Source organism: Cupriavidus sp. CP313, assembly GCF_054072015.1.
Genome location: NZ_JBSVZB010000023.1, coordinates 82,040 through 107,113, shown reverse-complemented (window position 1 = coordinate 107,113; position 25,074 = coordinate 82,040). Strand labels below are relative to the sequence as shown.

The 25,074-nt window shown below is 65.0% G+C and carries 25 protein-coding genes, 1 tRNA gene and 1 pseudogene; 17 read left to right on the top strand and 10 right to left on the bottom strand.

Annotated features, from left to right (window positions below; translation table 11 throughout):
- Position 1: 1 nt before the first annotated feature.
- On the top strand, positions 2-823 hold the full coding sequence (locus ACW4E8_RS27395; RefSeq protein WP_456807379.1) for an ABC transporter permease: 822 nt from the start codon (positions 2-4) through the stop codon (positions 821-823).
- Positions 824-1,229: 406 nt separating this feature from the next.
- Complete coding sequence (locus tag ACW4E8_RS27390; protein WP_456807378.1) at positions 1,230-1,553, top strand: hypothetical protein; 324 nt, start codon at positions 1,230-1,232, stop codon at positions 1,551-1,553.
- A 156-nt stretch (positions 1,554-1,709) separates the two neighbouring features.
- Here ACW4E8_RS27390 and ACW4E8_RS27385 read toward each other — a convergent pair whose 3' ends face one another.
- A complete protein-coding gene (locus ACW4E8_RS27385) occupies positions 1,710-1,955 on the bottom strand; it encodes a hypothetical protein (protein WP_456807377.1) in 246 nt (81 codons plus the stop codon).
- Between the two features lie 153 nt (positions 1,956-2,108).
- On the opposite strand from ACW4E8_RS27385, the gene ACW4E8_RS27380 reads away from it, so the two are divergent.
- Positions 2,109-2,363 carry a hypothetical protein gene (locus tag ACW4E8_RS27380; protein WP_456807376.1) on the top strand — a complete coding sequence of 85 codons (255 nt, stop codon included), beginning with the start codon at positions 2,109-2,111 and terminating at the stop codon, positions 2,361-2,363.
- A 47-nt stretch (positions 2,364-2,410) separates the two neighbouring features.
- Here ACW4E8_RS27380 and ACW4E8_RS27375 read toward each other — a convergent pair whose 3' ends face one another.
- The 5 genes from ACW4E8_RS27375 to ACW4E8_RS27355 are packed head-to-tail and all read right to left on the bottom strand — an operon-like array spanning position 2,411 to position 6,863.
- The gene (locus ACW4E8_RS27375) at positions 2,411-2,800 is read right to left on the bottom strand and encodes a GSU2403 family nucleotidyltransferase fold protein (RefSeq protein WP_456807375.1); all 390 of its coding nucleotides are present in this window, start codon (positions 2,798-2,800) and stop codon (positions 2,411-2,413) included.
- A gap of 31 nt (positions 2,801-2,831) precedes the next feature.
- Positions 2,832-3,890 carry a VWA domain-containing protein gene (locus tag ACW4E8_RS27370; RefSeq protein WP_456807374.1) on the bottom strand — a complete coding sequence of 353 codons (1,059 nt, stop codon included), beginning with the start codon at positions 3,888-3,890 and terminating at the stop codon, positions 2,832-2,834.
- Positions 3,887-4,909, bottom strand: a complete 1,023-nt coding sequence (locus ACW4E8_RS27365; protein WP_456807373.1) for a DUF58 domain-containing protein — start codon at positions 4,907-4,909, stop codon at positions 3,887-3,889. The genes ACW4E8_RS27370 and ACW4E8_RS27365 overlap by 4 nt, the downstream gene beginning before the upstream one ends.
- Positions 4,887-5,900 (bottom strand): AAA family ATPase, encoded by a 1,014-nt coding sequence (locus ACW4E8_RS27360; protein ID WP_456807372.1) that lies wholly within the window; start codon positions 5,898-5,900, stop codon positions 4,887-4,889. Before ACW4E8_RS27360 ends, ACW4E8_RS27365 begins: the two co-directional genes overlap by 23 nt.
- A 15-nt stretch (positions 5,901-5,915) precedes the next feature.
- The gene (locus tag ACW4E8_RS27355; RefSeq protein ID WP_456807371.1) at positions 5,916-6,863 is read right to left on the bottom strand and encodes a S1C family serine protease; all 948 of its coding nucleotides are present in this window, start codon (positions 6,861-6,863) and stop codon (positions 5,916-5,918) included.
- A gap of 75 nt (positions 6,864-6,938) precedes the next feature.
- Here ACW4E8_RS27355 and ACW4E8_RS27350 point away from each other — a divergent pair, with 75 nt between their 5' ends.
- The 8 genes from ACW4E8_RS27350 to ACW4E8_RS27315 all read left to right on the top strand — a co-directional run bounded on the left by ACW4E8_RS27350 (position 6,939) and on the right by ACW4E8_RS27315 (position 16,687).
- The gene (locus ACW4E8_RS27350) at positions 6,939-8,003 is read left to right on the top strand and encodes a VWA domain-containing protein (RefSeq protein ID WP_456807370.1); all 1,065 of its coding nucleotides are present in this window, start codon (positions 6,939-6,941) and stop codon (positions 8,001-8,003) included.
- A gap of 331 nt (positions 8,004-8,334) precedes the next feature.
- Complete coding sequence (locus ACW4E8_RS27345) at positions 8,335-9,018, top strand: hypothetical protein (protein ID WP_456807369.1); 684 nt, start codon at positions 8,335-8,337, stop codon at positions 9,016-9,018.
- Positions 9,015-9,347 (top strand): hypothetical protein, encoded by a 333-nt coding sequence (locus ACW4E8_RS27340; protein WP_456807368.1) that lies wholly within the window; start codon positions 9,015-9,017, stop codon positions 9,345-9,347. Before ACW4E8_RS27345 ends, ACW4E8_RS27340 begins: the two co-directional genes overlap by 4 nt.
- An 899-nt stretch (positions 9,348-10,246) precedes the next feature.
- Positions 10,247-10,942: an ABC transporter ATP-binding protein gene (locus ACW4E8_RS27335; protein ID WP_456807367.1), complete on the top strand. Its 696-nt coding sequence runs from the start codon at positions 10,247-10,249 to the stop codon at positions 10,940-10,942.
- A 3-nt stretch (positions 10,943-10,945) separates the two neighbouring features.
- Positions 10,946-13,471, top strand: a complete 2,526-nt coding sequence (locus ACW4E8_RS27330) for an FtsX-like permease family protein (RefSeq protein ID WP_456807366.1) — start codon at positions 10,946-10,948, stop codon at positions 13,469-13,471.
- On the top strand, positions 13,468-14,544 hold the full coding sequence (locus tag ACW4E8_RS27325; RefSeq protein ID WP_456807365.1) for a lipocalin-like domain-containing protein: 1,077 nt from the start codon (positions 13,468-13,470) through the stop codon (positions 14,542-14,544). Before ACW4E8_RS27330 ends, ACW4E8_RS27325 begins: the two co-directional genes overlap by 4 nt.
- Positions 14,545-15,009: 465 nt before the next feature.
- A complete protein-coding gene (locus ACW4E8_RS27320; RefSeq protein WP_456807364.1) occupies positions 15,010-15,444 on the top strand; it encodes a CopG family transcriptional regulator in 435 nt (144 codons plus the stop codon).
- A 52-nt stretch (positions 15,445-15,496) separates the two neighbouring features.
- On the top strand, positions 15,497-16,687 hold the full coding sequence (locus tag ACW4E8_RS27315) for an extracellular catalytic domain type 1 short-chain-length polyhydroxyalkanoate depolymerase (protein ID WP_456807363.1): 1,191 nt from the start codon (positions 15,497-15,499) through the stop codon (positions 16,685-16,687).
- Positions 16,688-16,956: 269 nt separating this feature from the next.
- Here ACW4E8_RS27315 and ACW4E8_RS27310 read toward each other — a convergent pair whose 3' ends face one another.
- The 3 genes and pseudogenes from ACW4E8_RS27310 to ACW4E8_RS27300 all read right to left on the bottom strand — a co-directional run.
- Positions 16,957-17,655 carry a hypothetical protein gene (locus ACW4E8_RS27310; RefSeq protein WP_456807362.1) on the bottom strand — a complete coding sequence of 233 codons (699 nt, stop codon included), beginning with the start codon at positions 17,653-17,655 and terminating at the stop codon, positions 16,957-16,959.
- Between the two features lie 21 nt (positions 17,656-17,676).
- Entirely contained in the window at positions 17,677-18,012 is a 336-nt protein-coding gene (locus ACW4E8_RS27305) for a hypothetical protein (RefSeq protein ID WP_456807361.1), read from the bottom strand.
- 70 nt (positions 18,013-18,082) lie between these two features.
- A pseudogene (locus tag ACW4E8_RS27300) lies at positions 18,083-18,283 on the bottom strand (IS30 family transposase); the annotation flags it as partial.
- 463 nt (positions 18,284-18,746) lie between these two features.
- Between ACW4E8_RS27300 and ACW4E8_RS27295 the strand changes: the two are divergent.
- The 3 genes from ACW4E8_RS27295 to ACW4E8_RS27285 all read left to right on the top strand — a co-directional run bounded on the left by ACW4E8_RS27295 (position 18,747) and on the right by ACW4E8_RS27285 (position 19,850).
- Complete coding sequence (locus ACW4E8_RS27295) at positions 18,747-18,869, top strand: hypothetical protein (protein WP_456807360.1); 123 nt, start codon at positions 18,747-18,749, stop codon at positions 18,867-18,869.
- Between the two features lie 318 nt (positions 18,870-19,187).
- Positions 19,188-19,655 (top strand): fumarate hydratase, encoded by a 468-nt coding sequence (locus ACW4E8_RS27290; RefSeq protein WP_456807359.1) that lies wholly within the window; start codon positions 19,188-19,190, stop codon positions 19,653-19,655.
- A gap of 119 nt (positions 19,656-19,774) precedes the next feature.
- A tRNA-Ile gene (locus ACW4E8_RS27285) sits at positions 19,775-19,850 on the top strand.
- Positions 19,851-19,883: 33 nt separating this feature from the next.
- Here ACW4E8_RS27285 and ACW4E8_RS27280 read toward each other — a convergent pair.
- Positions 19,884-20,228 (bottom strand): hypothetical protein, encoded by a 345-nt coding sequence (locus ACW4E8_RS27280; protein WP_456807358.1) that lies wholly within the window; start codon positions 20,226-20,228, stop codon positions 19,884-19,886.
- 425 nt (positions 20,229-20,653) lie between these two features.
- Between ACW4E8_RS27280 and ACW4E8_RS27275 the strand changes: the two genes are divergently transcribed.
- The 3 genes from ACW4E8_RS27275 to ACW4E8_RS27265 all read left to right on the top strand — a co-directional run bounded on the left by ACW4E8_RS27275 (position 20,654) and on the right by ACW4E8_RS27265 (position 25,057).
- Complete coding sequence (locus ACW4E8_RS27275) at positions 20,654-22,060, top strand: SLC13 family permease (RefSeq protein ID WP_456807357.1); 1,407 nt, start codon at positions 20,654-20,656, stop codon at positions 22,058-22,060.
- A gap of 33 nt (positions 22,061-22,093) precedes the next feature.
- Complete coding sequence (gene acs, locus ACW4E8_RS27270; protein ID WP_456807356.1) at positions 22,094-24,076, top strand: acetate--CoA ligase; 1,983 nt, start codon at positions 22,094-22,096, stop codon at positions 24,074-24,076.
- A 63-nt stretch (positions 24,077-24,139) separates the two neighbouring features.
- Positions 24,140-25,057, top strand: a complete 918-nt coding sequence (locus tag ACW4E8_RS27265; protein ID WP_018314869.1) for a LysR family transcriptional regulator — start codon at positions 24,140-24,142, stop codon at positions 25,055-25,057.
- Positions 25,058-25,074 lie beyond the last annotated feature (17 nt).

Below are 25,074 nucleotides of genomic sequence, written 5' to 3'. Positions count from 1 at the left end.
AATGAGAATCAAAAGCGCTTTGCCTTTGCCGCTGCGTGTCGCGGGCCCGCTGCTCGTCGCCATCCTGCTTGCATTCGTGCTGCTGCCGGTCGTGGTGGTGACGATCGCCGCCTTCAACGAAAAGGCGATCATCACTTTCCCACCTGAATCCTATTCGCTGACATGGTTTGCACGCGTCTTCAGTTATCCGGATTTTCGGGATGGATTCCGCGCCAGCCTCGTCATCACCGGATGGTCCTCGTTCATTGCGCTGGTGATCGGGACCTGCCTGTCGATTGCCGTCAAACGGCTGGAATTCCCCGGCAAGCAGACGCTGCTGGCCATCCTGCATTCTCCGCTCGTGGTGCCGCACTTCACGCTGGGGCTGGGCCTGCTCATCCTGGTGTCACAGGCCTCCATACACCGCTCATATGGCGTCGTCATCCTGTGTCACGTGATGCTGGTGCTGCCGTTCGTGCTGAAGAGCGTCTATGTTTCCATGGAAAACCTGGACGCAAGGCTGGAACAGGCGGCAGCAAGCCTCGGTGCGTCGCCGCTGAAGGTGCTTTTCACGATTACGATTCCGCTGCTCGCGCCGGGGCTGTTTGGCGGCTGGTTGTTTGCGGCGATCATGTCGTTCAGTGAATTCACCGCATCGCTTTTCGTCACAACGCAAGACACGCAGACACTGCCCGTTTCCATGTACAACTATGTCCGGGAATTTGCCGATCCGACGCTGGCCGCACTGTCAGTCGTCTATATTGCCGTGACGGCTAGCGTGCTTGCCTTTGCGAACTATTTTCTGGGCTTGGGGAAAATCCTCAATATCGAGGAAGGGCATTGACCGGCATGCGCTGCTGAAAGCCGTGCTAGCGGTATGGACCGCTAGCGCGGCAGCTGCCATCCCATGCGCAGCGAGATGAGCCGGGTGCCCACGACTGTCAGCGTCGCCAGGCGATGGCGGAACTGGTGTTCGAGAACCTGCAGCAGTTCTTTGCCACCGGTGCCGTAAGGAAGTCGGCGATCTAGCGGGAAAGCCGGACCGCGGGGCGTGCGTGCGATGTGGTGTTGCGGGCGGGCAGGGGCCATTGACTTCGGACGCTGCGATTTCTTGATACGCTGGTACTGGTCGAGCCGGTGTAGTGCCTGCCGGTGCAGCGCCCTGGGTGAGGCTTCTCGCACAGCAGGGACCTGCACCGTTCGGAGGTGGGCCAGGCGATCTACAGGCTGACGCAGATGGAGCAGTCATCATGCAAGAGCTTGCCTTTCGCACCCTGATGTACCGTTACTTCTTCTTCGGCTGGCTGTTCAGGGACGCGAGCCGGGGCGGTCCCGTCGAACGCTCCGTCGCCTGGCGTTTCAACCAGGCACACGCGCACTGGCTGCTGACCTATATGCGGCGCTGGCTCTGGTGCGGACTGTTCTTCTATGCCTTGGGTGCCGTGGTCGAACTGATGCTGTGCGCGCCTGGTTTGTCAGCGCTCTTCTATGTGCCCAGCGTGCTTAGTGTGCCGGTCAATGTCGTCATCGGCGTGATCTGGGTCGGCCTGAAGGCACTTCCCGGGCCGTTGTGAGCGGCGGCCGATGGTGGTGGGTTTCTCGGTTGGAGAAACGATCGGCTTCGGGTGACGCGTTGTATTGAACATAACGCCCGATCTCCGAAAAAGCTATTGGGATTTCGTTGTGGGCAGGGACAGGTGACCCAGGGCTGGTGTGGGGCCGGCCGCCCCTCAGTCAACTGTCGCCGAGCGGTTGGCGGGAATGGGGACAAAATCGAAATGGGCGGCTGCATACAGTGCATTGCACGCCCAGACTTCTTCGCCGTCCTTGTAGAAGGTGACCCACTTGCCGTCGCTGATGCAATGGGCGCCGGGAAACACCTCATCATGGCCGTTGCCGCCGTCCAGCGGGAAGGGCGCGTGGGGCACGGCCCAGTAGTGGCCGCTCGGTAAGGCTTCGATCGATTTCCGGGACATCTTTTCAGCACCGCCATGCGGTGTCACGTAACGCACGACCTCGCCGCCGCGGCGAAACGGATTGTGTCAATCCTGCAAAAGCGTGACACCGTGGCGAGACAGCCTCGTGTAGGCTCACTGCCAATCACCTCCTGCTTATACAGTAATTTCGCCATGGCGCAGTACCTCTTTATTGCCGTTCGAGCGTTCGGCGTCGGCGCCATCATTGTGATCATCGCCGTTGTCTCGCGGCAAGTCTATCTGCAGATCGCCGCAGATGATGGCTTTGCCGGCGCTGACCAGGAACCCGCAGCTACGATGATGATGCGGTGTGAGGCGATGCACAGCCGCATGCAAAATCGGCATATTGCCGAAGACGCTGTGAATGCTGACGAGGTGCTGCCGCGTGCGCGGTGTCTGGAGTCCTGAATTTCCGAGTTCGTGGCGAGGGCCCATCGAGCAGACGGGCCGCTTCGCTAAACACCGAGCTGGAAGCGATTGGCGAGTTCTTCGACGATCGATGCCTGTAGTCTGTCGCGGGAAACCTTGAGCGGATCGCGATCCGCGGTCGATGCCATCCAACGCTTGAAGTCGACAAACGCGGTTGGACTGATAGTTGTCATCCGAGCCATCCGTCCGGTCACGGAAACGATGGGCGCCGAGAATGGAGGCGATCCCAGCAGGACATTTGCGCGTCGCGCCTGGACTGCCCAGAGGTCGTCTTCATCGTCGGTCAACTGAAGCGGGTGGCCTGTGGCGGCCTGGCTGATGCCTCGGCGGGAACGCGGGCCAGCGCCCAGGTTGAAGGGCTGGGGTCGGTTGCTGTGTGGTTTTGAGTGTAGGGCACAGCTGCGGCAAAGGGACACCTGGGTTTCCTCTGCCAGAGCCAGTCCCTGCCTACATCACGCGCCCGAACCACCACAACGACAGCAGCCCCGCACACGTGGCCAGCAACGCCCCCAGCGCGGCGAAGAACGCAGTAATTTCAACCTGTTCGCGCTTGTCAAACGCCAGCCGCATATTGAGCGCCCGGTACACCCTCTTCAGTTGCGCGGCATCCTCAAGCGGGAAATACTCTGCGCCTGTCGCATTGGCGACTTCCTTCAATACCTTCTCATCCAGCCTGACGCGCGCCGACCAGCCATCGACCGAGAGCACCACACCCTCGGTCGTGCCAACCCCGACGGTATAAACGCGCACGCCGTGCGCGGCGGCAAGCTGCGCCGCCTGCGTCGCGGCCGGGCCGGTGTTGCTTTCACCGTCGGAAAACAGGACGATCGCCCCGGAGGGATAAGAGCCGGGCGTCACAGCTTCGCCGCTGCGGGATGCGTCCGGCTTTTGCGGCGGCGTGGTGTCGCCGTTCATGAGGCGCTCGGCGTCACCAGCCGTCTGCGGCAGCAGCGTCGTCAGCGCGATGAGCAGGCCATTGCCCAGCGCGGTGCCGCCTTGCGGCTTGAGGCGGTCGATCGCCGTGGCCGCGGCATCCTTGCTGCGGCTGGGCGCCTGTGCCACGGCGGCGGTGCCGGCCATCGCGACTACTCCCACCCTGACGCCCGCAGGCAGTGCGTCGAGCAGAACCTTGGCCGCTTGCTGGGCGGCGCGGATGCGGCTGGGCTGGATATCTTGCGCGCGCATGCTGCCGGACAGATCGATGACCAGGACCACGGTCTCGATGCGCGAGGGCAGCAGCATCACCGCCTGGGGTCGGGCGATGGCGAAGGTCAGCGCGGCCAGGGCCAGCAGGAGCAGCATGGGCGACACGTGGCGGCGCCAGGTCGCGCCGCTCTTGATGGCAACGCCGACGGTTTTGAGGGTGGGATAGTGCACCGTCGCGTGGCGCCGGCGCCCATCGAGCCATACGTAGCCAGCGGACAGCACGAGGATGAGCGCGAGCAACCACAGCATGCCTGGCCACAGGAAGCTGAAGACGGGTAGGCGGCTTATGGCATCGGTCATGCTGCCCCCTTTGGCCCGTTCTCCTGCTTTGCTACCGCAGCGGCCCCTTGACGGTGGCGGCGCCGGCGGGTGAAGTGCAGCAGGGCCAAGTCCAGGCGGGCGTAGGTCGACAGCGTCAGGCACGCCACGCCAGCCTGGGTGAAGGCCAGGCGCAACTCGGCCTCGCGCGCCTGGGCGGCGGCGGCGAAGCGTTTGCGGAAGGCCGGGTCGTGCGTGTCGACGAACATCTGCTCCGCGGTTTCGGCATCCTGCAGCACGACCAGGCCCAGGTCGGGCAAGGCCATCTCCAGCGGGTCGACCAGCCGCACGGCGACGACCTCATGGCGCCGGGCCAGCATTCCGAGCGATGCCTGCCAGCCCGGGGCGCTGATGAAGTCGGAGACCACGAACAGCACCGATCGTTGTTTCGCGACCGCCCGTGCGCGCTCCAGCAGGTCGCGCAAGCGGGTGTCGCCCGGCAACGCGGCGGGTGTGGCATGCATGCGGTCGAGCAGGTGCAGCAGATGCCGGCGCCCCGAGCGCGCCGGCACCACCGACGCGCCCGCGTCTGTGGCCCCGCCGTAGAGCAGGGCGCCGACCCGGTTGCCATAGCGCGTCAGCAGCAGCGCCATGACGGTGGTGAAGTCGCTCAGCAGGTCGCGCTTGCTCACGCTGCCGGAACCGAAACCGACCGATCCGCTCAGGTCCAGCAGGAACCAGACGGAGACCTCCCGGTCTTCCTGGTACTCACGCACGTGCGGCGTCTGCAGCCGCGCCGTCACGTTCCAGTCAATGTGCCGCACGTCGTCGCCGGGGCGGTATTCGCGCAGGTCGGCAAGATCCAGCCCAAAGCCGCGGAACAGCGTGCGGTAGTCGCCCTGCAGCAGGCCATCGAGGCGGCGCACCACGGTCCATTCCAGGCGGCGCAGCAAGGCCTCGGTCTGCCTTGCGTCGACGCTGGCCAGCGCCGTGCCGGCGGGTGCGCTACCGGGTGCGGCTTCCGGGCCGCTCCGGCGCCTATCGCGCAGGCGCCCGAACATGGGATTCCAATGGGCGCTCCGGGACCGGCAGCGCCTGCAGGATGCGGGTGACGAGCTGGTCGGCAGTCACGCCGTCGGACATGGCCTCGTACGAGAGCACCAGGCGGTGGCGCAAGACATCCGGCACAAGGTCGACCACGTCTTCGGGCAGCGCATAGTGCCGGCCGCGCAGGAACGCCAGGGCGCGCGCGCCTTCGATCAGGCCGATGGTGGCGCGGGGGCTGGCACCGAACGCTATGTATCGATCCAGGCCTTCCAGCCCGTAGCTTCCCGGCTTGCGGGTGGCAGCCACCACGCGCACTGCATACTGGACCAGGCTCGGATCCACATAGATCCTGCCGCATTCCTCCTGCAGGCTTGCCAGGCGCTCGGGCGTGGCGATGGGGCTCACGCTGATGCGGGGGCCGGTGACACGGTTGACGATGACGGCCTCCTCCTCTTCGCTGGGATAGCCCACCAGGACCTTCATCATGAAACGGTCGACCTGCGCCTCAGGCAAGGGGTAGGTGCCTTCCGTTTCTATCGGGTTCTGCGTGGCCATGACGAGGAAGGGCGTGGGCACCAGATGGGACTCGCCGGCGATGGTGACCTGCTTTTCCTGCATGACTTCCAGCAAGGCGCTCTGCACCTTGGCCGGCGCGCGGTTGATCTCGTCGGCCAGCAGCAGGTTGGCAAAGACCGGGCCCCGCACGGTGGAGAACTCGCCCGTGCCCTGGTTATACATGCGCGTGCCGATCAGGTCGGCCGGCAGCAGGTCAGGCGTGAACTGGATGCGCTTGAACGAGCCGCTCATGGTCCTGGCCAGCGTCTTGACGGTCAGCGTCTTGGCCAGGCCCGGCACGCCTTCCACCAGCAGGTGGCCACCCGCAAGGATCGCCACCAGCACCCGTTCGAGGAAGTGGTCCTGCCCCACCACCACGCGCTTCACCTCATACAGCAGGCGTTCCATCAAGTCGGCGCTGTCCCCAGCGCCCCTGGCTTGGTCGTTCATCAAAGGCTCCCGCGTCTAGAAAGGAGAGGATCCGATGGCAACGCCGGCACTTTCGATCGTGACAGCAAAGCCGATGCCGAGGAAAGTGCCGCTCTGGTTGGGGTTGAGGATGGCGGTGACGATCCCTACCACCTCGCCATCCAGATTCACCAGCGGCCCGCCCGAGTTGCCCGGATTGGCCGCGGCGTCGAACTGGATGAGCTTGTCCAGGTCCCGCTTGCCGTCTGGCAAAACGAACCTGCGGTCGAGCCCCGACACCACGCCGGCAGACACCGACGGGCCGATGCCGAACGGAAAGCCGACCGCGACGACTTCGGTGCCGGGCGCGAGGTTCCGGCTGGAACCGAGCGTCGCCGGCGGCAGGTCGTCGGGGATGGAACTGGGCCGGATCACGGCGAGGTCTTTCTCCGGGAACGCCTGCACCACCGAGGCCTCGGCCGTGTGGCCGTCGTGGAACCTGACCTCCAGGCGCAGGGCGTCGGCGACGACGTGGTAGCTGGTGAGAATGATGCCGCTTTCGGTCACGACCACGCCCGAACCGATGTGGCGGGCTGTGCGCTTGCCGCCGGACTCGCCCTTGCCGCCCGGTGGGTCGCCTTTTGCGAGTTCATCGCGCGAGGGCGGCGGGGATGGCGGGGGCGATTCGGGAAGTGCTTTGGGGCGTGCGGCAGGGGGATCACGCTTGGCGTGGGGGGCGGATGCCGCTTTCGTCGGCTTGTCCGCCGCCTTTTCCGCTGGCGCATAGCTGCGAACTTCCACCACCGACTCGCGAACCGCCTCTGCCGCCCTGGCTGTGCGCGAAGGCAGACGCTTGGTTTCCAGCGTGTGCAGCACGGCCGAGTCGATGTCGGCTTGCTTGAGGACGCGCGGCGTCGGCTGCAACAGCCAGGCAGAGCCCACGACGGCCGCGAGAACCAGCGCCACCGCTGCCGAGACCCATCCGTAGATCGTTACCCGTTTCATTGCCGCCCCCGAGGTCCCGTCCCGCCGTGAAAAATACAGTACCATCGTCTTACCCACGCGCCAAGGAGCAGGTGCATGCAGTTTCTCTGGCCGCAAATGCTCTGGCTGCTGCTCGCGCTGCCCCTGCTGGCAGCCGCTTACCTGTACCTGATTGCGCGGCGCAAGAAAATCGCGCTGTTGTATGCCAGCCTTGCGCTGCCGCGCGCCGCCCTGGGTCCCGGCCAGCGACTGCGGCGTCACATCCCGCCGCTGCTCTTCCTGCTCGCGCTGGGCGTGGCCCTGCTGGCTTGCGCCCGTCCTACTGCGACGATCACGCTGCCGTCCGACACCATCACCCTGGTACTGGCCATGGACACGTCCCGCAGCATGGCGGCGACCGACGTTGCACCCACCCGGATCGGCGCATCCAAGCAGGCTGCCCGGGATCTCATCGTCGGGCTGCCGGCCAGCGTGCGCCTGGGCATGGTCTCTTTTGCCGCCACGGCGACCGTGGTGCTGCCCCCCACCGACAACCGGCAGGACATGCTCGACGCAATCGATCGCTTCCAGCTGCAGCACGGCACGGCGACCGGCAGCGGGCTGATCCAGGCGCTGGCAGTGTTGTTCCCCGACGATGGCATCGACCTGGAAGCGATCCTTTTCAGCGGCGAGTCGCTCGCACCCGGGCCCGGCGGCAGATCGCTGACAGAGGCCGCCGCGGCGGACGCCGTCCGCAAGCGTGAACAGGAACGGCCGGCGGCGCAGCCCGGCTCGTATCGGCACGGTGCGGTGATCCTGCTCAGCGATGGCCGCCGCACCACCGGCCCGGACCCGCTGGACGCCGCGCGCATGGCCGCCCAGCGCGGCGTGCGCGTCTATACGGTGGGCTTCGGTACGCCGCAGGGCGGAGCCGCGGCAGAGTCGAGCCTGTCTTACTACATGCAGCTCGATGAACCCGCTTTGCGGGCGATAGCGGCGATTACGGACGGCGAGTACTTCCAGGCAGGCTCGGCTGCGGACCTGAGCCAGGTGTATCGCCAGCTCAGCGCCCGCTTCGCGCTCGAGCGCAAGGAAACCGAGATCAGTGCATTGTTCTCGGCAGCAGCGGTCCTGCTGCTGGGGGTGGCGTGCGGGCTCTCGATGTTGTGGTTCCGGCGGTGACCTGAAGCACGGTTGATGAAGCTGCCGGGTTCATTCCCTGAGCCATCCATAGGCGCAGCGGGTGTATTTCCAGCCTGGATCTCACCCGGCGCCAGTTCGCGAGACCGCAATTCCGGCCATTCCTGGGAATGGATTGAGGTCGAGCAGCACACAATGGGTTCGGGCCCGGCCAAAGAAACATAGACCTTCTCCCGGGCATAAACTGGAAGGAGGCCGCAGCGTGTTTTGGCGCCCAGCGTTTCTGTTAGCCGCCGGACAGACTCCCGAGCGCCCCGGGTGCCGGCTGCGCGGCGATAGCCACGCCACGCGGAAGCTACACGTCTCAAATGCCATGAGTTACATTCGCGCACCGTTCACCGACGATCAGATCCAGAAGCTCAACGAGAACCAGGTCGGCCTCGGCGGCCCGGTTCTGCGCGCATTCATCTGCAGGAACAGCGCCGATCATCGCCACGGAGTCGACGGTGGCGCCCCTGGCATCCTGATTGCCACCAAATACGGCTGGGTTTGCCCACACTGCAATTTCAAAAGGGACTGGGCATTCGCAATCATGGCGACCCGGTTGACTCGCCCGCCGACCGCCATCCAGTCCTTTATCTATACGACGCCCTCAATCGAGAAGGCCAACATCCTCCTCGGTCAATATGAACGGCTTGCGGCATCCGAGCGCCCCGGCGCGGCCGTGATGGTCGCCTGCATCAAGAATCGCATCGAGGAAATGTCGCTTCCCGGATTCGGCACTACCGAGCTCAGCGAGATCCCCACTGACGCGGTGGTGAGACAATCAGAAGGACGTTTTTACCGGATCGTCTCGGGACAATCACATCTCCAAGCCGCCCTGCGCCTGACCGGCCGCGCGCTGGTGACGGATGCTGTCACGCATGAGCAGTTACACGTCCATGACATCGACGGCAAACTGTTTGCCATTTCGTCCGACGCCCAGGCAGTGCTGGACTCAGAAACACTTACGGCGATCGAACACGCCAAAGCCGACCCGCGCGCGAGACGCGCGTGAACTCGTTTTCCCAAGCGGCTCTCCAGTTGATCACCGCCAGCTTTTGCACGAAAGGTACGATCACCCCTAAATGTGCAGAGAGGCTGGCGCAAGGGCGCGCACTGGATTGCCAAGGCGCAGTTGCGGACGGAAGCGATGCCCCCCGACTGGAGGCGGAATTGACCGCGCTGCGCGCCGCGCTGGAGGAGTTGCGTGCCAGGCGCGCCGCGGCGCAGTGCCGGGCCGAGTGGGCCGAAGCCGAAGCGGCGCTCGCAGGCCAGCTGCTGGGAGGCCCGCGCCAGGTAGGCGAGGGCAGTGGCCAGCAGGCAGGAGCGGCCAGTATCCCGTAGCACCGCGCTCTGTGGCATGGCTGCTCCGGGTGCCCCGGTAGGTGAAACAGCCAGTTCGGGTGGCGCTCAGCGCGTGCACATTCCATACTGGAAGTGATCGCCCCCGCCGGAATGCAGCGATGCTTGTGGGGACGAGCGTTCGTCTCCGCCTTCCGAAAGGAGGTATCCAATGTGCTACCGGATTCGTGATCTGGATCGCCCGCGAGAGGAAGCGGCCCAGCAACGGCATACCCCGACGACCTTATCGCTTCGCTCTCGCCTCAACGAGCGCTGGGCGGCGTTGATGGCGTGGCTGCGTCCGTCTCCAAAAACAACCAGCCCGGTGACGGCCACATCCTTGGAGCAGGCCGAGCCGGCTGAGGCCGCGGCGAAGCCGGTCCCTCGCCCCATTGACCAGACTTGCACCGTCATCGCCAGCACCGCCCGCGAGCGGGAGGCCGAGACGGCGTAGCCCGTCATTACTCCTACATGAGCCCTCCCCAGCCCACCGGCCAGGCCAGCGCAAGACCGCCTGGGGCTCAGGGGGCGTGAAGCCCGCCAATAGGGGTTGGCGGGCGGAGGGCAACACGCACGGACTGGCTATCTATATAGAGAAGGGGGCGAAGCCAGGTATGAAAGCGCCAGGCTTGCTTCTCGCCATATCAATGGCGGCAGGGTTTGCGCCGCACTGGCAATTGAACGGGCCTACCACTGCGTCAGTCGAAATCCCCCCGATCGGCTGCGACGCGAACCAGCGCCAGGAAATGGCAAAGTGGCTGCACCGTTCCCAGTGGGAATCGTCCGACTTCTAGCGGCCTTCTTCGACAAGTCCGTGCACTTCAACGGTGGCAGAATGGCTTGTGCCCGCTCTCCCGTCACAGGTTTGACGGAGAGGCGCGCCACGCGAGGTTGACGACATTGTGCTGACCCTTACAGACGTCTCCAAGACATATAACGGCGCCCGACCGCGCACGGTTCTCCGCGGAGTCAGTCTTGCGCTGAACGCCGGCGAATATGTCGCCGTCATGGGTGAATCTGGCGTGGGCAAGTCAACGCTGCTCCACCTGATCGCCGGCCTGGATCGGCCCGACAGTGGCCGCATCCAGTTCGACGGACAGGATCTGGGCAAGCTGAACGACGATGCCGCAACCTTGCTGAGGCGGCGAAAGCTGGGGTTCGTGTTCCAGGCCTTCCATGTTCTGCCGAATTTGAGCGCCGCGCAGAACGTGGCGCTGCCTCTGCTGTTGAACGGCGTCGAGCGGGAAAAGGCGTCGGCGCGCGTTGCCGAGATGCTCGCCGCGGTTGGGCTTGAGGGGCGCGAGGACAGTCTGCCGCGCGAGCTTTCCGGCGGGGAGTTGCAGCGGGTGGCGATTGCGCGTGCCCTGGTACACCGGCCGATGCTGCTGCTGGCAGATGAGCCGACCGGCAACCTTGATCACGAGACGGCTGCGCGGGTGCTGAGCCTGCTGCGCGAACTGGTCAACGCCAACGGCACGGCCGCGATTATCGTCACGCACTCGGCTCTGGCTGCGGCGACGGCGGATCGCGTCTTGCAATTGACGCCAGGCGGATTGACGCCGCTGGGGCCCCAGCCGCCGATGAGCGCGGCCGCCTAAGCCATGCGAACGCCGCGCTCACTCGGCCTTGCGCTACTCCTGGGCGAATTGCGCGCCCATCCCGTACGCGCCATCATCGGCATCCTTGCCGTGGCCATCGGTGTGGCAATGGGCTATGGCGTGCATCTGGTCAACCACGCTGCGTTGGCGGAATTTTCCCAGGCGGTGCGCTCCTTGATGGGGAATGCCGATCTGGAGATCCGCGGGCCGCGCATGGGCTTCGACGAATCGCTTTATCCGCGCATCGCGGGCCTGCCGGAGGTGGCGGCGGCCAGCCCTGTGGTGGAAGTCAATGCGCGGGTGCCGGGGCGCACCGGTGCGCTGACGCTGTTTGGCATCGATGTGTTCCGGGCGGCGCCTGTGACACCCAATCTGATCGGGCGGCCTGCCGAGGAGCGCGCGGGCAAGCTAGACGTTCTCGATCCCGACGCCGTGTTCCTTTCGCCGGCGGCGCTGAGCTGGCTCGATCTCAAGCCCGGGGACCCGCTCACCGTGCAAGTCGGGCTCACCGCGCTTACGCTGCGTATTGCCGGTACGCTGCCGGCGGCGGGCGAGGGCCTGCGCCTGGGCGTGATGGATATCGGTGCGGCGCAGTGGCGCCTCGACCGGCTTGGCCTGCTGCAGCGGATCGACGTCAAGCTCAGGCCGGGAGTGGACACCGACAACTTTGCGCAAGCGCTGGCCGCGCTGCTGCCGCCAGGGGTGGTGGCGGGTTCGCCGCAGGACAACGTGCGCCGAACTTCCAACCTGTCGCGCGCCTATCGGGTGAACCTGAACGTGCTTGCGCTGGTGGCGTTGTTCACAGGCGCCTTCCTGGTGTTCACGATGCAGGCTGTTTCGGTGCTGCGGCGGCGCTCGCAGCTTGCACTGTTGCGCGCCCTGGGGGTGACACGCGGTGGTCTGCTGCGGCTGCTGCTGGCCGAAGGCGCGGCTCAAGGCGCGCTCGGCGCGATGCTCGGCCTGGCGCTTGGCTTCGTCCTCGCCGCCACGGTGCTCGGGTATGCGGGCGGCGATCTGGGCGGTGGCTACTTTGAAGGTGTAAAGCCCAAGGTCCGCTTCGACGCGCCGGCAGCGCTGATCTTCTTCGCGCTCGGCCTGTCGGCGGCGGTGCTCGGCAGTCTCGCACCGGCATGGGAGGCCGCCCGCGCGCGGCCGGCGCAGGCGCTCAAGGCGGGCGATGAGGAGACACCGCTCAAGCGGCTACGCTCGCCGTGGACCGGGCTCGCTGCGATGGCAGCCGGGCTTGGGCTGACGCCACTGCGGCCGGTGGCGGATCTGCCGGTCTTCGGTTATGCGGCGATCGCCCTGCTGTTGGTGGGCGCCATCCTGCTGATGCCACGGCTGGCGCATCTTGTGTTCGGCTTGCTGCCCTCTTCGCGACAGGCTGTGCCGCAGCTTGCCCTGACCCAACTCGCCGGCGCACCGGGCCGCGCGGCCATCGCCCTGGCCGGCATTGTCGCCAGCTTCAGCCTGATGGCCGCGATGGCGATCATGGTGTCAAGTTTCCGCATCTCGGTGGACGATTGGCTGCACAATGTCCTGCCGGCCGACCTCTATTTGCGTGCTTCGTCAAGCGGCGATAGCGCGTATTTCTCGCTTGACGACCAGGCGGCCATTGCCAGCGTCCGTGGCGTTGCGCGTGCCGAGTTTCTGCGTTCGAGCCAGATCCTGCTTGATCCCGAGCGTCCCCCCGTAACGGTCATTGCCAGGCCGATCGATCCGCGCAATCCGGGCGCACGGTTGCCGCTGACGGCTGCGCCCGTCGCGGCGCAGCCGGGAGATCCGCCGGCGGTATGGGTCAGCGAGGCAATGGTCGACCTCTATGGCTTCCGCCCGGGGCAACGTATCACGCTGCCGCTGCAGGGCCGGCCCGTCGCCTTCCTGGTGGGCGGCGTGTGGCGCGATTACGCACGCCAGTATGGGACGGTGGTGATCAGCCAGGACGATTATCGGCGGCTCACGGATGAGCGGCGTGTCACTGACGTCGCCCTGTGGCTGGAGCAGGGCACCGGCCCGGCGCAGGTCAAGGAGAGGCTGCGCCAGCGCGTCGACGGCGGTGAACACATTACCTTCGCCGAGCCTGACGAGATTCGCACCATCACCTTGAGAATCTTCGACCGGAGCTTCGCAGTGACCTACCTGCTGGAGGGCATAGCGGTCGTGATCGGCCTGTTCGGCATCGGCGCCAGTTTCAGCGCGCAGGCCCTGGCGCGCGCGCGCGAATTCGGCATGCTGCGGCATCTCGGCTTCATGCGTTGGCAGATCGGCGCGATGCTGGCGCTGGAGGGCGCGTTACTCGCTCTGCTTGGCATGGTAGCCGGTCTTGCGCTGGGATGGGTCATCGCCGTGATCCTGGTTCACGTTGTCAACCCGCAGTCGTTCCACTGGACCATGAGTTTGCATATGCCTTGGGCATTCCTCGCCCAGGTGGCGAGCGCGGTGGTGGCAGCGGCCTCGCTGGCTGCGCTGGCGAGCGGGCGGCAGGCGATGTCGCGAAGCGTCGTGCGCGCGGTGCAGGAGGATTGGTGAAGAGGCGCTCATTCCTGCTGTTGTTGCCGGGCTCCGGCGCGGCGGGCGCGGTGCTGGGCGCAGCGCCCGCTTATCCGCCAGTCGACGCAGGCCGACCCCTGGCCTTCCCGCGCGACCACGGCGCGCACCCCGACTATCGCACCGAATGGTGGTATGCCACCGGCTGGCTGCAGACGCAGGCAGGAGCGCCGCTCGGCTTCCAGGTTACGTTCTTCCGCTCGCGCCCGCAGTTCGACCAGGCCAACCCAAGCCGCTTCGCGCCGCTGCAACTGCTGTTCGCCAATGTCGCACTGAGCGATCCTGTAGCCGGCAAGCTCCAACACGACCAGCGCGCAGTGCGCAGCGGCTTTGGCCTGGCGTTTGCCGATACTGCCGATACCGATGTGTACATCGACAACTGGTCGCTGCGCCGAGAAATGACGGGGCGCTACCGAGCCAGAATTCCCGCGCGGGATTTCACGCTCGATCTGACGATGGAGCCAACCCAGCAGTTGCTGCTACAGGGCGAACGGGGTTACAGCCGCAAGGGCCCTCTGGCGGCCCAGGCGAGCTATTACTACAGCCAGCCGGGGCTCAAGGTAAGCGGCACCTTGAAGCGGGGCAGCCAGCAGGAAACCGTGCACGGCACCGCCTGGCTGGATCACGAATGGTCGTCGACCTTGCTGGCCGACAAGGCCGTCGGCTGGGACTGGCTCGGCCTCAACCTGGATGACGGCGGCGCGTTGATGGCCTTCCAGATTCGGGACAAGGCGGGGCGCAAGTTCTGGGGAGGCGGCACGCTGCGCGGCGGCGATGGTCACGTGCAGGTACTGGCTCCCGAAAAGGTCAACTTCATGCCGGTGCGCCGTTGGCGCTCGCCTCATAGCGGCACCAGCTATCCGGTTGCCATGCGGTTGAAGGCAGGCGATCTCACGCTCGAACTGGCACCGCTGATGGATGATCAGGAAGTCGACAGCCGCGCAAGCACCGGCGCAGTTTACTGGGAGGGCGCGGTTACCGCGTTGCGGGGAGGCAAGGCGGTCGGACGGGGTTACCTTGAACTGACCGGGTACTTCCAGCGCCTCAATCTTTGACTTGAGGCACGGCCCCGGGGCAAATGAAGCAGCCGGTCGAAGCGCCGCCGGCTCTGTCGCAGTAAGGGTGACATGACGCTGTCCCGCCCGGTCACGTACGCACAGAGGGCCAATCGCCCATGGACCGAAACGCTGCGCGACCGGATGGCTACGCTGATCGGATCGCAGCTCTGACGGGGCATGCGTGGTTGCGCCGCGATACGGTGCCCCTTCGTCATCCGCCCCTCTCCCTCAGATGATGCGATCCGACGCCACGCCGTCCGGCGTTGCCGGATAGCAACCGGCTTGTGCCCTTCGGACCGCACCGCATGATGACTCTGGGACACATCCTGACTTTCGCCTTGCGCCTGCTCCGTCCTTCACCTATTAATTGACCATCCATATGGATGGTATATGGATGGCTGTAAGATGGTCCATGGATGATTTGGCGCTCCTTCCATCGCTTGCCCAACGCTTAACGACGAAATGACCCCTCACAAAACCGATGCCGCACAACTGACGAACAAACCGAAGGCGGGTGATACGGAAAAAATCACCATCAACCTCGGACCGGTAGACCTCGGGCAGATCGACCTGATGGTCGAAGAGGGCTTTTACTCGAACCGCTCAGACCTGATCCGGACCGCCATCCGGAACCAGCTTGCCGCGCATGCGGTGGTCATCCAGGAAACGGTAAGCCGTCGGGCGTTGGTACTCGGGCTGCAGCACTTCACGAAGAAGGACCTGGAAGCTGCGCGCGCGGCCAATGAAAGACTCGATATCCATGTGCTGGGCCTGGCCAGCATTGCGTCGGATGTCAGTCCGGAGCTTGCGCTGGCGACCATCGAATCCATCGTGGTGCTGGGCGCCTTTCACGCGCCGGCCGCAGTCAAGGCTGCGCTGGCCGGGCGCATACGGTAGTTCGCGGCAATTTCGCCGCCCCCTGGGTCGCCAGGGTTGCCTGGAAACGAGCATGAAAATGAATGACGCGTTCCTCGCCTCGATGTATGAGGCCATGCAGTTGCTGCAGACCGCAGGTCCGATGGAGGCCACCGCGGCCATCCAGCGGGCGCTGCGCCAGCACTCGTCCATGGAAGTGAGAGCCGCTACGGCGGCGCCGATGCCTGCACAGGTGGTTGAACGCCTGCTGACGCACGACACGGCTGCGGCCCGGACCGGCGGTGTCGCCGGTGAACCCGCCGATGCCGCCGCGGTGCATGCCCGCGGCACCGATGCCGCGGGCCCGGACAGCGCAGCGGCGCGCGCGCCTGCTCCACAATCCCCGCCCGCCCGTGATACCGCGCAGGCCGGACACTTCAGCCAACGGACCTTCGCAAACCACGTGGGCACCCGCTCGTACAAGCTCTACATACCGGCCGGCAGGCACAGCGAGCCGATGCCACTGGTCGTGATGCTGCATGGATGCACGCAGGACGCCGACGACTTTGCCGCCGGCACCCGCATGAACGAGCTCGCCGACAGGCTGGGCTTTGTCGTGCTGTATCCGATCCAGCCCGCCGACGCCAACGCATCGAAGTGCTGGAACTGGTTCCGGCCGGGTGACCAGCAAGCCGAGCGGGGCGAGCCCTCGCTGATCGCCGGCATGACGCGCGAGGTCATCGCCAGCCACGGCATCGAAACCCGGCGCGTCTACGTGGCCGGCCTCTCCGCCGGCGGCGCGATGGCGGCAGTGCTGATCCAGCGCTATCCCGGACTGTTCGCGGCGGCGGGTATCCATTCGGGCTTGCCCGCGGGCTGCGCGCACGACCTGCCGTCCGCGCTGGGCGCGATGCGGGGCGGCAAGGGCATCGGCAGATCAAGGGCCGGAAGCGCGCCGCTGATGGCGCCGAGCCGACCGATGATCGTGTTCCACGGCGATGCCGACAAGACCGTGCACCCGTCCAATGGCAGCCGGCTGGTGGCACCTTTCAAGCAAGGCGAGGCGCGCACGGACAAGCAACGCGAGACCGTGCGCTCGGGCCACGACTACACGCGGCACAGGATGACGACGGCTGCCGCCATCGATGCCGAGTACTGGGTGATCCACGGTGCCGGACATGCGTGGTCGGGCGGCAGCCGCCGCGGCACCTACACCGATCCGAAGGGGCCCGACGCCAGTGCGGAAATGCTGCGGTTTTTCCTCGCACATCCGCGCGCGGACTGAAGCGCGCAGGGGGCGGAAATGCGCCGGCTTCTCGCTCCAGATCCGTGCATCTCGCCCTAACCGAGGGCATTTTGTGCACCCCGTTTGAGCGTCATCAAAGACTTTGCCGAACACCCTTTAGCCCTCGGGAACACGGTCGATAGGAGGGGAATCCAAGCCCCGGTCATCGACCCCACGACCTCCGTTTTCGCCCCGCCGAGCGCCTGATGGCGGCGCGCCTGAAAATCAACTAGAAGCTCACGCTGATCGCGGTGCTGTTCCTGGTGCCGCTATGTGGCGCGATGTATGTCGTGCTGAGCGCTTCCGCGCATTCGATCCGTGTCTCCGATAGTGAAATGCGCGGCCTTGCCATCGTCGGGCACGCGCTCGACTTCATGCGCGAGACCCAGGTGCGTCGCGGCGCCGTCAATGCGGTGCTGGCGGGCAATGCGAGGTTCCGCCCGACCTTCGATGGCGCGGACAACAAGGCTGCCGCCAACCTGGCGCAGTTGATCCAGACCACCGTGGAAAACCCCGCCTTCGACCTCGATGCCGGAGCGCGCAAGCTGGAGACGGCCTGGCAACAGATCCGCGAGCTGCGCCTGAACTCCCCAGCCGGGCCGCTGTTCGAGCGGCACAGCGCGCTGGTCCGGCAGACGCAGCTTTACATCGGCGACGTGGCCGACCGCTCCGAACTGGCGCTGGACGGCGAAGCCGCCTCGTACTACCTGATCAGCCTGTTGGTAGGCCCAATGCCCAGGCTGGCCGAGCAGAGCGCGCTGGCTCGCGGCCGTGGCGCCGGCATCATTGCGCAGGGCGGCTATGCCGACGCGGCGCAGCAGGCCGACCTTGGCGCGCTGGCCGAGCAGATCCGCGACGGGCTGGAAGCGGTGCGGCGCGACATTGCACGCGTACGCCACAGCGCGCCTGCCTACCAGTCGCAGGTAGATGCGGCGCTGGCTAACCTGGCCGCGATGGACAACTTCCACCGCACGCTGAAGGTGCGGATGCTAGGATCGAGCGGCATCGACATCGAGGCCAAGGCGTATTTCGATGAGGCGACCGCGGCGATCAACGGCGTGCTGGCGACCAACAAGGAATTCTCCGGCATCGCCGGCGCAATGCTGACACAGCGCATCGCTGCGCAGAAGCGGCAGTTTGCGCTGCTCGCAGGTGTGGGACTGGTCACGGCGGCGATCGCGTTCTACCTGTTCATCGGTTTCAGCCGCGGCATGCGCAAGGACGTGCGCGAGGTGGCCGGAATCGTCGAGCGCATCAATGCCGGCGACCTCGGCCTGCACAGGGTGGTGCGCGGCCGCGACGAGTTCAGCGAGGTCAAGCGGCACCTGCTGTCGCTGGTGGACAGCTGGCGCGCGCTGATCGGTGATACCAAGGCCGGTGCGCACAACGTGCTGGCTCGGCAAGCGTCAACGCCAGCCTGGAGCGGTGTCGTTGTGTTGGCTGTATTCCGCCTGTTTCCGCAAGAATCCCCTGTACCGACGAGTGGTTCCGATCGAACAGCCGGGCAATCTGATGAAGCGTTTCACCTTTTCGCCAGCGCTCCTACATCAACGCCTTCTGGCTTTCCGTGTAGTAGATCCGCCGTCTTTGTTTCATTTGCAACACTCCCGCTCACACGGCCTTTTGTGTGTTGCATCGACCGGTGGATTCCACAGCCGGCTACCGCCGGTGCGCTTCCGCCATCTCTGGCAAGCAACAGTTAGCCGCAGCGCGCGGGGGCCGGGATAAACGTGAGGCCGGCATTTCCGGGACTCGGCGATAAGGCGCGATAACGGCGCCATTTATCGCGCGCCCCCCGTTTCGTTTCCTTCCGGACATCTGTTCTGCCCGACGGAATATTTGTGACATTTCCTCGCGTCGCCACGGCTTCAGTCCTACACGATTAGGATCTGTTTCGGCATTGGAGATCGCGGACGCTGCGAGGTTGCTGCTGCAAGTTGTCGAGCCATTGCGGGCCGTTCGGTTGTCGCATGGCGGATTCGAGTGATCGCGCCTGGCTCGCCAGCGATGAACATGGCGCTGCGTTGCTTGCCCGCATCTGTGCTTCTGCGACCTGAGCATGGGCGACCTGCACCTGATATTGGCTGCTCTCGGCGGCGCGGCGCTGAAGGAATTCATTCTCCTGTTGCATGACTTGGGCGCTTTTCCCGATGATCGAATGTTCCGCCCGCTGCCGTCGTGATGTCGGTGTACCCCGATGGGCAGCATCGATCTTGCGTATACAGGATGCTCTTGCCGTTCCGGCATTTTGTCACATAGGTTGGGGTGGCCAGTGCAATGAGGAGGGAAGCGGCGAGGAATCGTAGCACTCTGAGCTTCTCTGATTGAGTTGGCGAACGTACCACATACCAATGAGAAAGCGCTGCGGAAGAGGGGGCAGCATCTCGGCCGCCGACTGATCGCGCTTGGACGCAACATAAAGAAGAAACTGATCTCTATTATGTAATGCCACTCGTGCGGTTATACTCCGCGCTTCACTCACAACTATGAATAACCAAACATGGTCGCAGCAACTAAAACGACACGGGTAAGTGCAACTGCCAAGGGCAAACCTGCCGCAAAGAAGGTGGCCGTGCCAACGAAAAAGGCCAGCGTGCTTGCCCGCGAGGCACAGGCAGCGAAGAAGCGCTTGCTGAAGCTGCGCGCCGACACGAAGAAGGCAATTGAAGCGGCTAAGCGCGAGGTTGCCCAGGCCGTGGAAGCCGCAAAGGCCGCGGCCCGCTTTGAAAAGCAAGCCGCAAAGGACAAACTCTTGGCGAAGAAGGCCAAGGCTGCAGGCGCCAAGAAGGCCACGGGCAATAAAGCTGCCGTAACGAAAGCAGTCGCGAAAAAGGCCGCCCCCGGTACTAAGGGCAAGGTCGCCGCGAAAGCAGGCCCGAAGGCGGTCGCAGTGAAATCTGTGACGAAGAAACAGGCTTCGGCGAAGAAAGTGGTTCCGGCTGTAGCGTCGCCTGAAGCGTCGGCGTGATCCTTGCCTCGGCTGGTAACGCGATGTCGCCAACCAGCCGAATGATGCAAGATGGGGGTACTGCTGAGAAAAGCTGAGGCCGACGAACTTTTTGCTGACGGCTTTACCCCCTTCCAATTGGGCCTCTAGCTCATGCCTGGTTAGAGCAGCGGACTCATAATCCGTTGGTGCCGTGTTCGACTCACGGGAGGCCCACTATTCACCACCAGTCTGACAAAACTCCGTCCTTCATGTCGCGTTGATCGCCGGCGGGTAACGTGAGCCATCCTTGATTTTACGTTTGATCAGCAACTGATTGTGCAGAAGCAGGCGTCGGAAGCCCAGATTGAAGAGGCCCGCGCGAATGAGTTTGCAAGCGTCATCGAGCAAATTCGCGGCGTCGTCGCCCGTGTTCACCACACCTCGCGGCTCGACCAGCAGCAGCTTCACCTCTGCGTTTGCACAGGGCTTGTGCCCGACGCCCTTCGGCACCACCGCCATCGGATTGGCACGCAGCAGGATGGAACCGTCGCCCGAAGGCCCGCGCGAAAATCGATCTGCGCGATCTTGTCGGTCAGGTCGATGGTCTGGCACTGGCCGCGCTCGGCCGGAACGGTGGTGCAGGACCCATGCGTGGCATAAAGGAGGGGCGTCAAATAGACCCGCGTCAAGCCTGGTTGCCGGGCACAAAGGTCGTGCGACCGTCTCGCCACTCGTCTCTTGCGATCAGTCTCGCCCTCCCAATGCTATTCCGGTCTCCGTAAGGATTGCCCCCGCACCTTAATTGATGCTCATTGTCCGCCACCTTATTCTTGGCTCAAAAGCAAGACTCAAAAATGGCGCCGACTTGAAGTATTCAAGCGAGGCCATATCCACCAAGGAGACGCATGTGACGGCCTACCCCTTCCACACCTTGCCGTAGCGGCGCATCACCTTCGGCAGTTCCAGCCGAAAACCAATCCCACGTCATTCCTACCAAGCGATGGGCGCCCCGGCGCGCCTTCCGCGACGGAGCCGCTATGTCGCAACACCTGATTTCCATCTCTGTCCTGGGGCTGATGTTCGTCATCGCCACGGTCCTGCCCATCAACATGGGCGCGCTGGCCTTTGTCGGCGCATTCCTGGTCGGCACGCTGGTTGCCGCCATGCCGGCCAAGTCAATCCTGGCCGGATTCCCCGCCGACCTGTTCCTGACGCTGGTCGGCATCACATACCTGTTCGCAGTGGCGCAGAACAATGGCACCATCGACTGGCTGGTGAGGCTTGCGGTACGCGCCGTGGGCGGCCGGATCGCGGCTATCCCGTGGATCATGTTCATGATCGCGGCGGTGCTGACCTCGGTCGGCGCGGTCAGCCCGGCAGCGGTCGCAATCATAGCGCCGATCGCGCTGGGGTTCGCCGCGCGCTACGGCATCAACCCGCTGCTGATGGGCCTGATGGTGATCCACGGTGCGCAGGGCGGCGGCTTCTCGCCGATCAGCATCTATGGCGGCATCACCAACAAGATCGTGCAGAAGGCAGGCCTGCCGCTGAACGAGATGGCGACGGCCTTTGCCAGCCTGGGTGTCAACCTTGCCGTGGCCGCGGGACTGTTCGTCGCATTCGGCGGCCTGCGCCTGATGCGGCAATCGGCGCCAGCGGTGGCAGCGCCGCAGGCGGCCGCTGACGGTGTGCTGGCCATGGGCCATCCCTTCGGCGCACACACCGTGCCGGCACAGGGCGCGCAGATCTATGGCGATGCCGAGGCCGAGGCCGGCATGGAAGAGCGGAAGACGATGGCACGCGACCGCGGATCGATGCTCGAGGGCAATGGCGCCAGCACCGCCGAGACGCCGGCCGGACTCTACCAGTACCTGACCGTGGCCGGCCTGGCGGCTCTGGCCGTCCTGACGCTTTACTTCAAGCTCGATATCGGCTTCGTTTCGCTGACCATCGCGCTTCTGCTCACGCTGATGGCGCCGGAGCTGCAGAAGCGCGCGCTGAGCCAGGTATCGTGGCCCGAGATCATGCTGATCGTCGGCGTCAGCACCTACGTGGGCGTGATGGACAAGATGGGCACGATCGATTTCGTCGGCCACAGCGTGGCCCACCTGACCTCGCCGCTGATGGCGGCGCTGCTGCTGTGCTTCGTGGGCGCGGTGGTGTCGGCGTTTGCGTCGTCGACCGCGGTGCTCGGCTCGCTGATTCCGCTAGCCGTGCCGTTCCTGCAGCAAGGCTCCGACGTCAGCGCGATCGGCTTTATCGCGGCGATGGCGGTGTCTTCGACGATCGTGGATGTGAGCCCGTTTTCGACCAACGGTGCGCTGGTACTGGCCAACGCACAGGGCGTGGACCGACAGGCCTTCTTCCGCAAGCTGATGGTCTATGGCGCGCTGGTGACCGTGATTGCGCCGGTCGTGCTGTGGTTTATCTTTGTTGTGCTCTGAGTTCCTTCCATCGCCTACACCAGACTCGAAACTATGAAATTGCTCGAATCCACCATGCAGGCGCCGCAGGCCATTGTGCATGTGCCATCCCCGGCCAGGCCGGCCGCCATCCCCAGCATGGAGGCCTACCGCGCCCTGTGCGACGAAGCCGAGCGCGACTACGCAGGCTTCTGGGCCCGCCATGCGCGCGAGCTGCTGCACTGGAACAAGCCCTTCACCAAGGTGCTGGACGAGAGCAACGCGCCGTTCTACAAGTGGTTCGAGGACGGCGAGCTCAACGCGTCGTACAACTGTCTGGACCGCAACCTGCAGAACGGCAATGCCGACAAGGTCGCGATCGTGTTCGAGGCCGACGATGGCACCGTGACGCGCGTCACCTACCGCGAGCTGCACGGCAAGGTGTGCCGCCTTGCCAACGGCCTGAAGGCGTTGGGCATCAGGAAGGGCGACCGCGTGGTGATCTATATGCCGATGTCGGTCGAGGGCGTGGTCGCAATGCAGGCCTGCGCACGCCTGGGCGCCACGCACTCGGTCGTGTTCGGCGGCTTCTCGGCCAAGTCGCTGCAGGAGCGGCTGGTGGACGTGGGCGCGGTGGCGCTGATTACTGCCGACGAGCAGATGCGCGGCGGCAAGGCCCTGCCGCTGAAGGCGATTGCCGACGATGCGCTGGCGCTGGGCGGCTGCGAGGCCGTCAAGAGCGTGATCGTCTACCGCCGCACCGGCGGCAAGGTTGCCTGGACCGAAGGCCGCGACCGCTGGATGGACGATGTCTGCGCCGGCCGGCCGGATACCTGCGAGGCCGAGCCGGTGAGCGCCGAGCATCCGCTGTTCGTGCTCTACACCTCCGGCTCCACCGGCAAGCCCAAGGGCGTGCAGCACAGCACCGGCGGCTACCTGCTGTGGGCGCTGATGACGATGAAGTGGAGCTTCGACATCAAGCCCGATGACCTGTTCTGGTGTACTGCCGATATCGGCTGGGTCACTGGCCACACCTATATCGCCTACGGTCCGCTGGCCGCCGGCGCCACCCAGGTGGTGTTCGAAGGCGTGCCGACCTACCCGCACGCCGGCCGCTTCTGGGACATGATCGCGCGCCACAAGGTCAGCATCTTCTACACCGCGCCGACCGCGATCCGCTCGCTGATCAAGGCCGCCGAGGCCGACGAGAAGATCCACCCGAAGCAGTACGACCTGTCCAGCCTGCGCCTGCTCGGCACCGTGGGCGAGCCGATCAATCCGGAAGCGTGGATGTGGTACTACAAGAACATCGGCAACGAGCGCTGCCCGATCGTCGACACCTTCTGGCAGACCGAGACCGGCGGCCACATGATCACGCCGCTGCCGGGCGCGACGCCGCTGGTGCCGGGTTCGTGCACGCTGCCGCTGCCGGGCATCATGGCGGCCATCGTCGACGAGACCGGCCATGACGTGCCCAACGGCAACGGCGGCATCCTGGTGGTCAAGCGCCCGTGGCCGGCCATGATCCGCACCATCTGGGGCGATCCGGAGCGCTTCAGGAAGAGCTACTTCCCCGATGAGCTCGGCGGCAAGCTCTACCTGGCCGGCGACGGCTCGATCCGCGACAAGGACACCGGCTACTTCACCATCATGGGCCGCATCGACGACGTGCTGAACGTGTCTGGCCACCGCATGGGCACGATGGAGATCGAGTCGGCGCTGGTGTCCAACCCGCTGGTGGCCGAAGCCGCCGTGGTGGGCCGCCCCGACGACATGACCGGCGAGGCCATCTGCGCCTTCGTCGTGCTGAAGCGTTCGCGTCCGACTGGCGAAGAGGCCGTCAGGATCGCGACGGAATTGCGCAACTGGGTCGGCAAGGAGATCGGCCCGATTGCCAAGCCCAGGGACATCCGCTTTGGCGACAACCTGCCCAAGACGCGCTCGGGCAAGATCATGCGGCGCCTGCTGCGGTCGCTGGCCAAGGGGGAAGAGATCACGCAGGACACCTCGACGCTTGAGAACCCGACGATCCTGGAGCAACTCGGCCAAGCCAGATAGCCGAGCGAAGCCGCCGCCACGAAGCTAAGATAGGAATTGGACATCACTCCAGCTCCCAGAACCATGAGAATCCGCATTGGCGAAGAGATCACCTTCCGCAAACTCGAAGCCCTGCTGGCGTTCATGGAATCCGGCAACCTGGCGAAGGCGGCCGAGATCCTCGACACCAGCACGGTCAGCGTGCACCGTGCCCTGCATTCGCTGGAGGAGGGTACGAGTTGTGCGCTGTTCCGGCATGAGGGCCGCAACCTGATCCCGACTGACGCCGCCTATGTGCTGGCGGATACGGCAAGGGAAGTGCTCAAGGCCATGGCCGACGGCATCCGCGCCACGCGCGAGGCCGCCGGCTATTCGGCCGACCAGCTCAAGATCGGCTCGCTCTACTCGCTGACGGTCCAGACCGTGCCCAAGATCGTGATCGGGTTGAAGCTGCGGCGCCCGGAAATGCAGACTGAACTGGTGCTGGGCTCCAATGCGGACCTTCTGCACAAACTCAAGCAGGGCTCGATCGATGCCACGTTGATGGCCGTGCCCGAGCCCGATCCGGAGATCGAGTCGATCCCGCTGTTCGAGGACGATATCTTCTTTGCGGCGCCTGCCGACTCGCCCTACGCCTCGATGCCGGCGGTCGACCTGCGAGCCTGCCGCGACGAGCCGTTCGTGGCGCTGAGCGAGGGCTTTGTCACCTATCACGGCTTTGTCGAGGCCTTCCGTATTGCCCAATTCACGCCAAACGTGGTGATGAAAGTCGGCGATATCTTTTCATTGATGAACCTGGTGGGCGGTGGCATCGGCTACACGCTTTTGCCAGGGCGGGTGAAAGGGGTGTATTCGCGCAACGTGGCGTTCGTGCCACTGGCCGGCGAATACGACATCAAGCAGACCATCGGCCTGAGCTTCCTGCGCCGCCGCGAGCGCGATCCCAACCTGCTGGCGCTGGCCGCGGTGTGCCGCATGGCCATGCGCGACGCGGAGCAATAGGACGCCGAGGCTGCGTT

Excerpts from the sequence above, each read along its gene's own strand:
- ACW4E8_RS27360 (WP_456807372.1), bottom strand. The coding sequence starts at position 5,900 with ATGAACGACCAAGCCAGGGGCGCTGGGGACAGCGCCGACTTGATGGAA.
- ACW4E8_RS27365 (WP_456807373.1), bottom strand. The coding sequence starts at position 4,909 with ATGTTCGGGCGCCTGCGCGATAGGCGCCGGAGCGGCCCGGAAGCCGCA.
- ACW4E8_RS27390 (WP_456807378.1), top strand. The coding sequence starts at position 1,230 with ATGCAAGAGCTTGCCTTTCGCACCCTGATGTACCGTTACTTCTTCTTC.
- ACW4E8_RS27395 (WP_456807379.1), top strand. The coding sequence starts at position 2 with ATGAGAATCAAAAGCGCTTTGCCTTTGCCGCTGCGTGTCGCGGGCCCG.
- ACW4E8_RS27350 (WP_456807370.1), top strand. The coding sequence starts at position 6,939 with ATGCAGTTTCTCTGGCCGCAAATGCTCTGGCTGCTGCTCGCGCTGCCC.
- ACW4E8_RS27295 (WP_456807360.1), top strand. The coding sequence starts at position 18,747 with ATGGGCGACCTGCACCTGATATTGGCTGCTCTCGGCGGCGCGGCGCTG.
- ACW4E8_RS27370 (WP_456807374.1), bottom strand. The coding sequence starts at position 3,890 with ATGACCGATGCCATAAGCCGCCTACCCGTCTTCAGCTTCCTGTGGCCA.
- ACW4E8_RS27330 (WP_456807366.1), top strand. The coding sequence starts at position 10,946 with ATGCGAACGCCGCGCTCACTCGGCCTTGCGCTACTCCTGGGCGAATTG.
- ACW4E8_RS27355 (WP_456807371.1), bottom strand. The coding sequence starts at position 6,863 with ATGAAACGGGTAACGATCTACGGATGGGTCTCGGCAGCGGTGGCGCTG.
- ACW4E8_RS27320 (WP_456807364.1), top strand. The coding sequence starts at position 15,010 with ATGACCCCTCACAAAACCGATGCCGCACAACTGACGAACAAACCGAAG.
- ACW4E8_RS27290 (WP_456807359.1), top strand. The coding sequence starts at position 19,188 with ATGGTCGCAGCAACTAAAACGACACGGGTAAGTGCAACTGCCAAGGGC.
- acs (WP_456807356.1), top strand. The coding sequence starts at position 22,094 with ATGAAATTGCTCGAATCCACCATGCAGGCGCCGCAGGCCATTGTGCAT.
- ACW4E8_RS27385 (WP_456807377.1), bottom strand. The coding sequence starts at position 1,955 with ATGTCCCGGAAATCGATCGAAGCCTTACCGAGCGGCCACTACTGGGCC.
- ACW4E8_RS27345 (WP_456807369.1), top strand. The coding sequence starts at position 8,335 with ATGAGTTACATTCGCGCACCGTTCACCGACGATCAGATCCAGAAGCTC.
- ACW4E8_RS27380 (WP_456807376.1), top strand. The coding sequence starts at position 2,109 with ATGGCGCAGTACCTCTTTATTGCCGTTCGAGCGTTCGGCGTCGGCGCC.
- ACW4E8_RS27265 (WP_018314869.1), top strand. The coding sequence starts at position 24,140 with ATGAGAATCCGCATTGGCGAAGAGATCACCTTCCGCAAACTCGAAGCC.
- ACW4E8_RS27315 (WP_456807363.1), top strand. The coding sequence starts at position 15,497 with ATGAAAATGAATGACGCGTTCCTCGCCTCGATGTATGAGGCCATGCAG.
- ACW4E8_RS27275 (WP_456807357.1), top strand. The coding sequence starts at position 20,654 with ATGTCGCAACACCTGATTTCCATCTCTGTCCTGGGGCTGATGTTCGTC.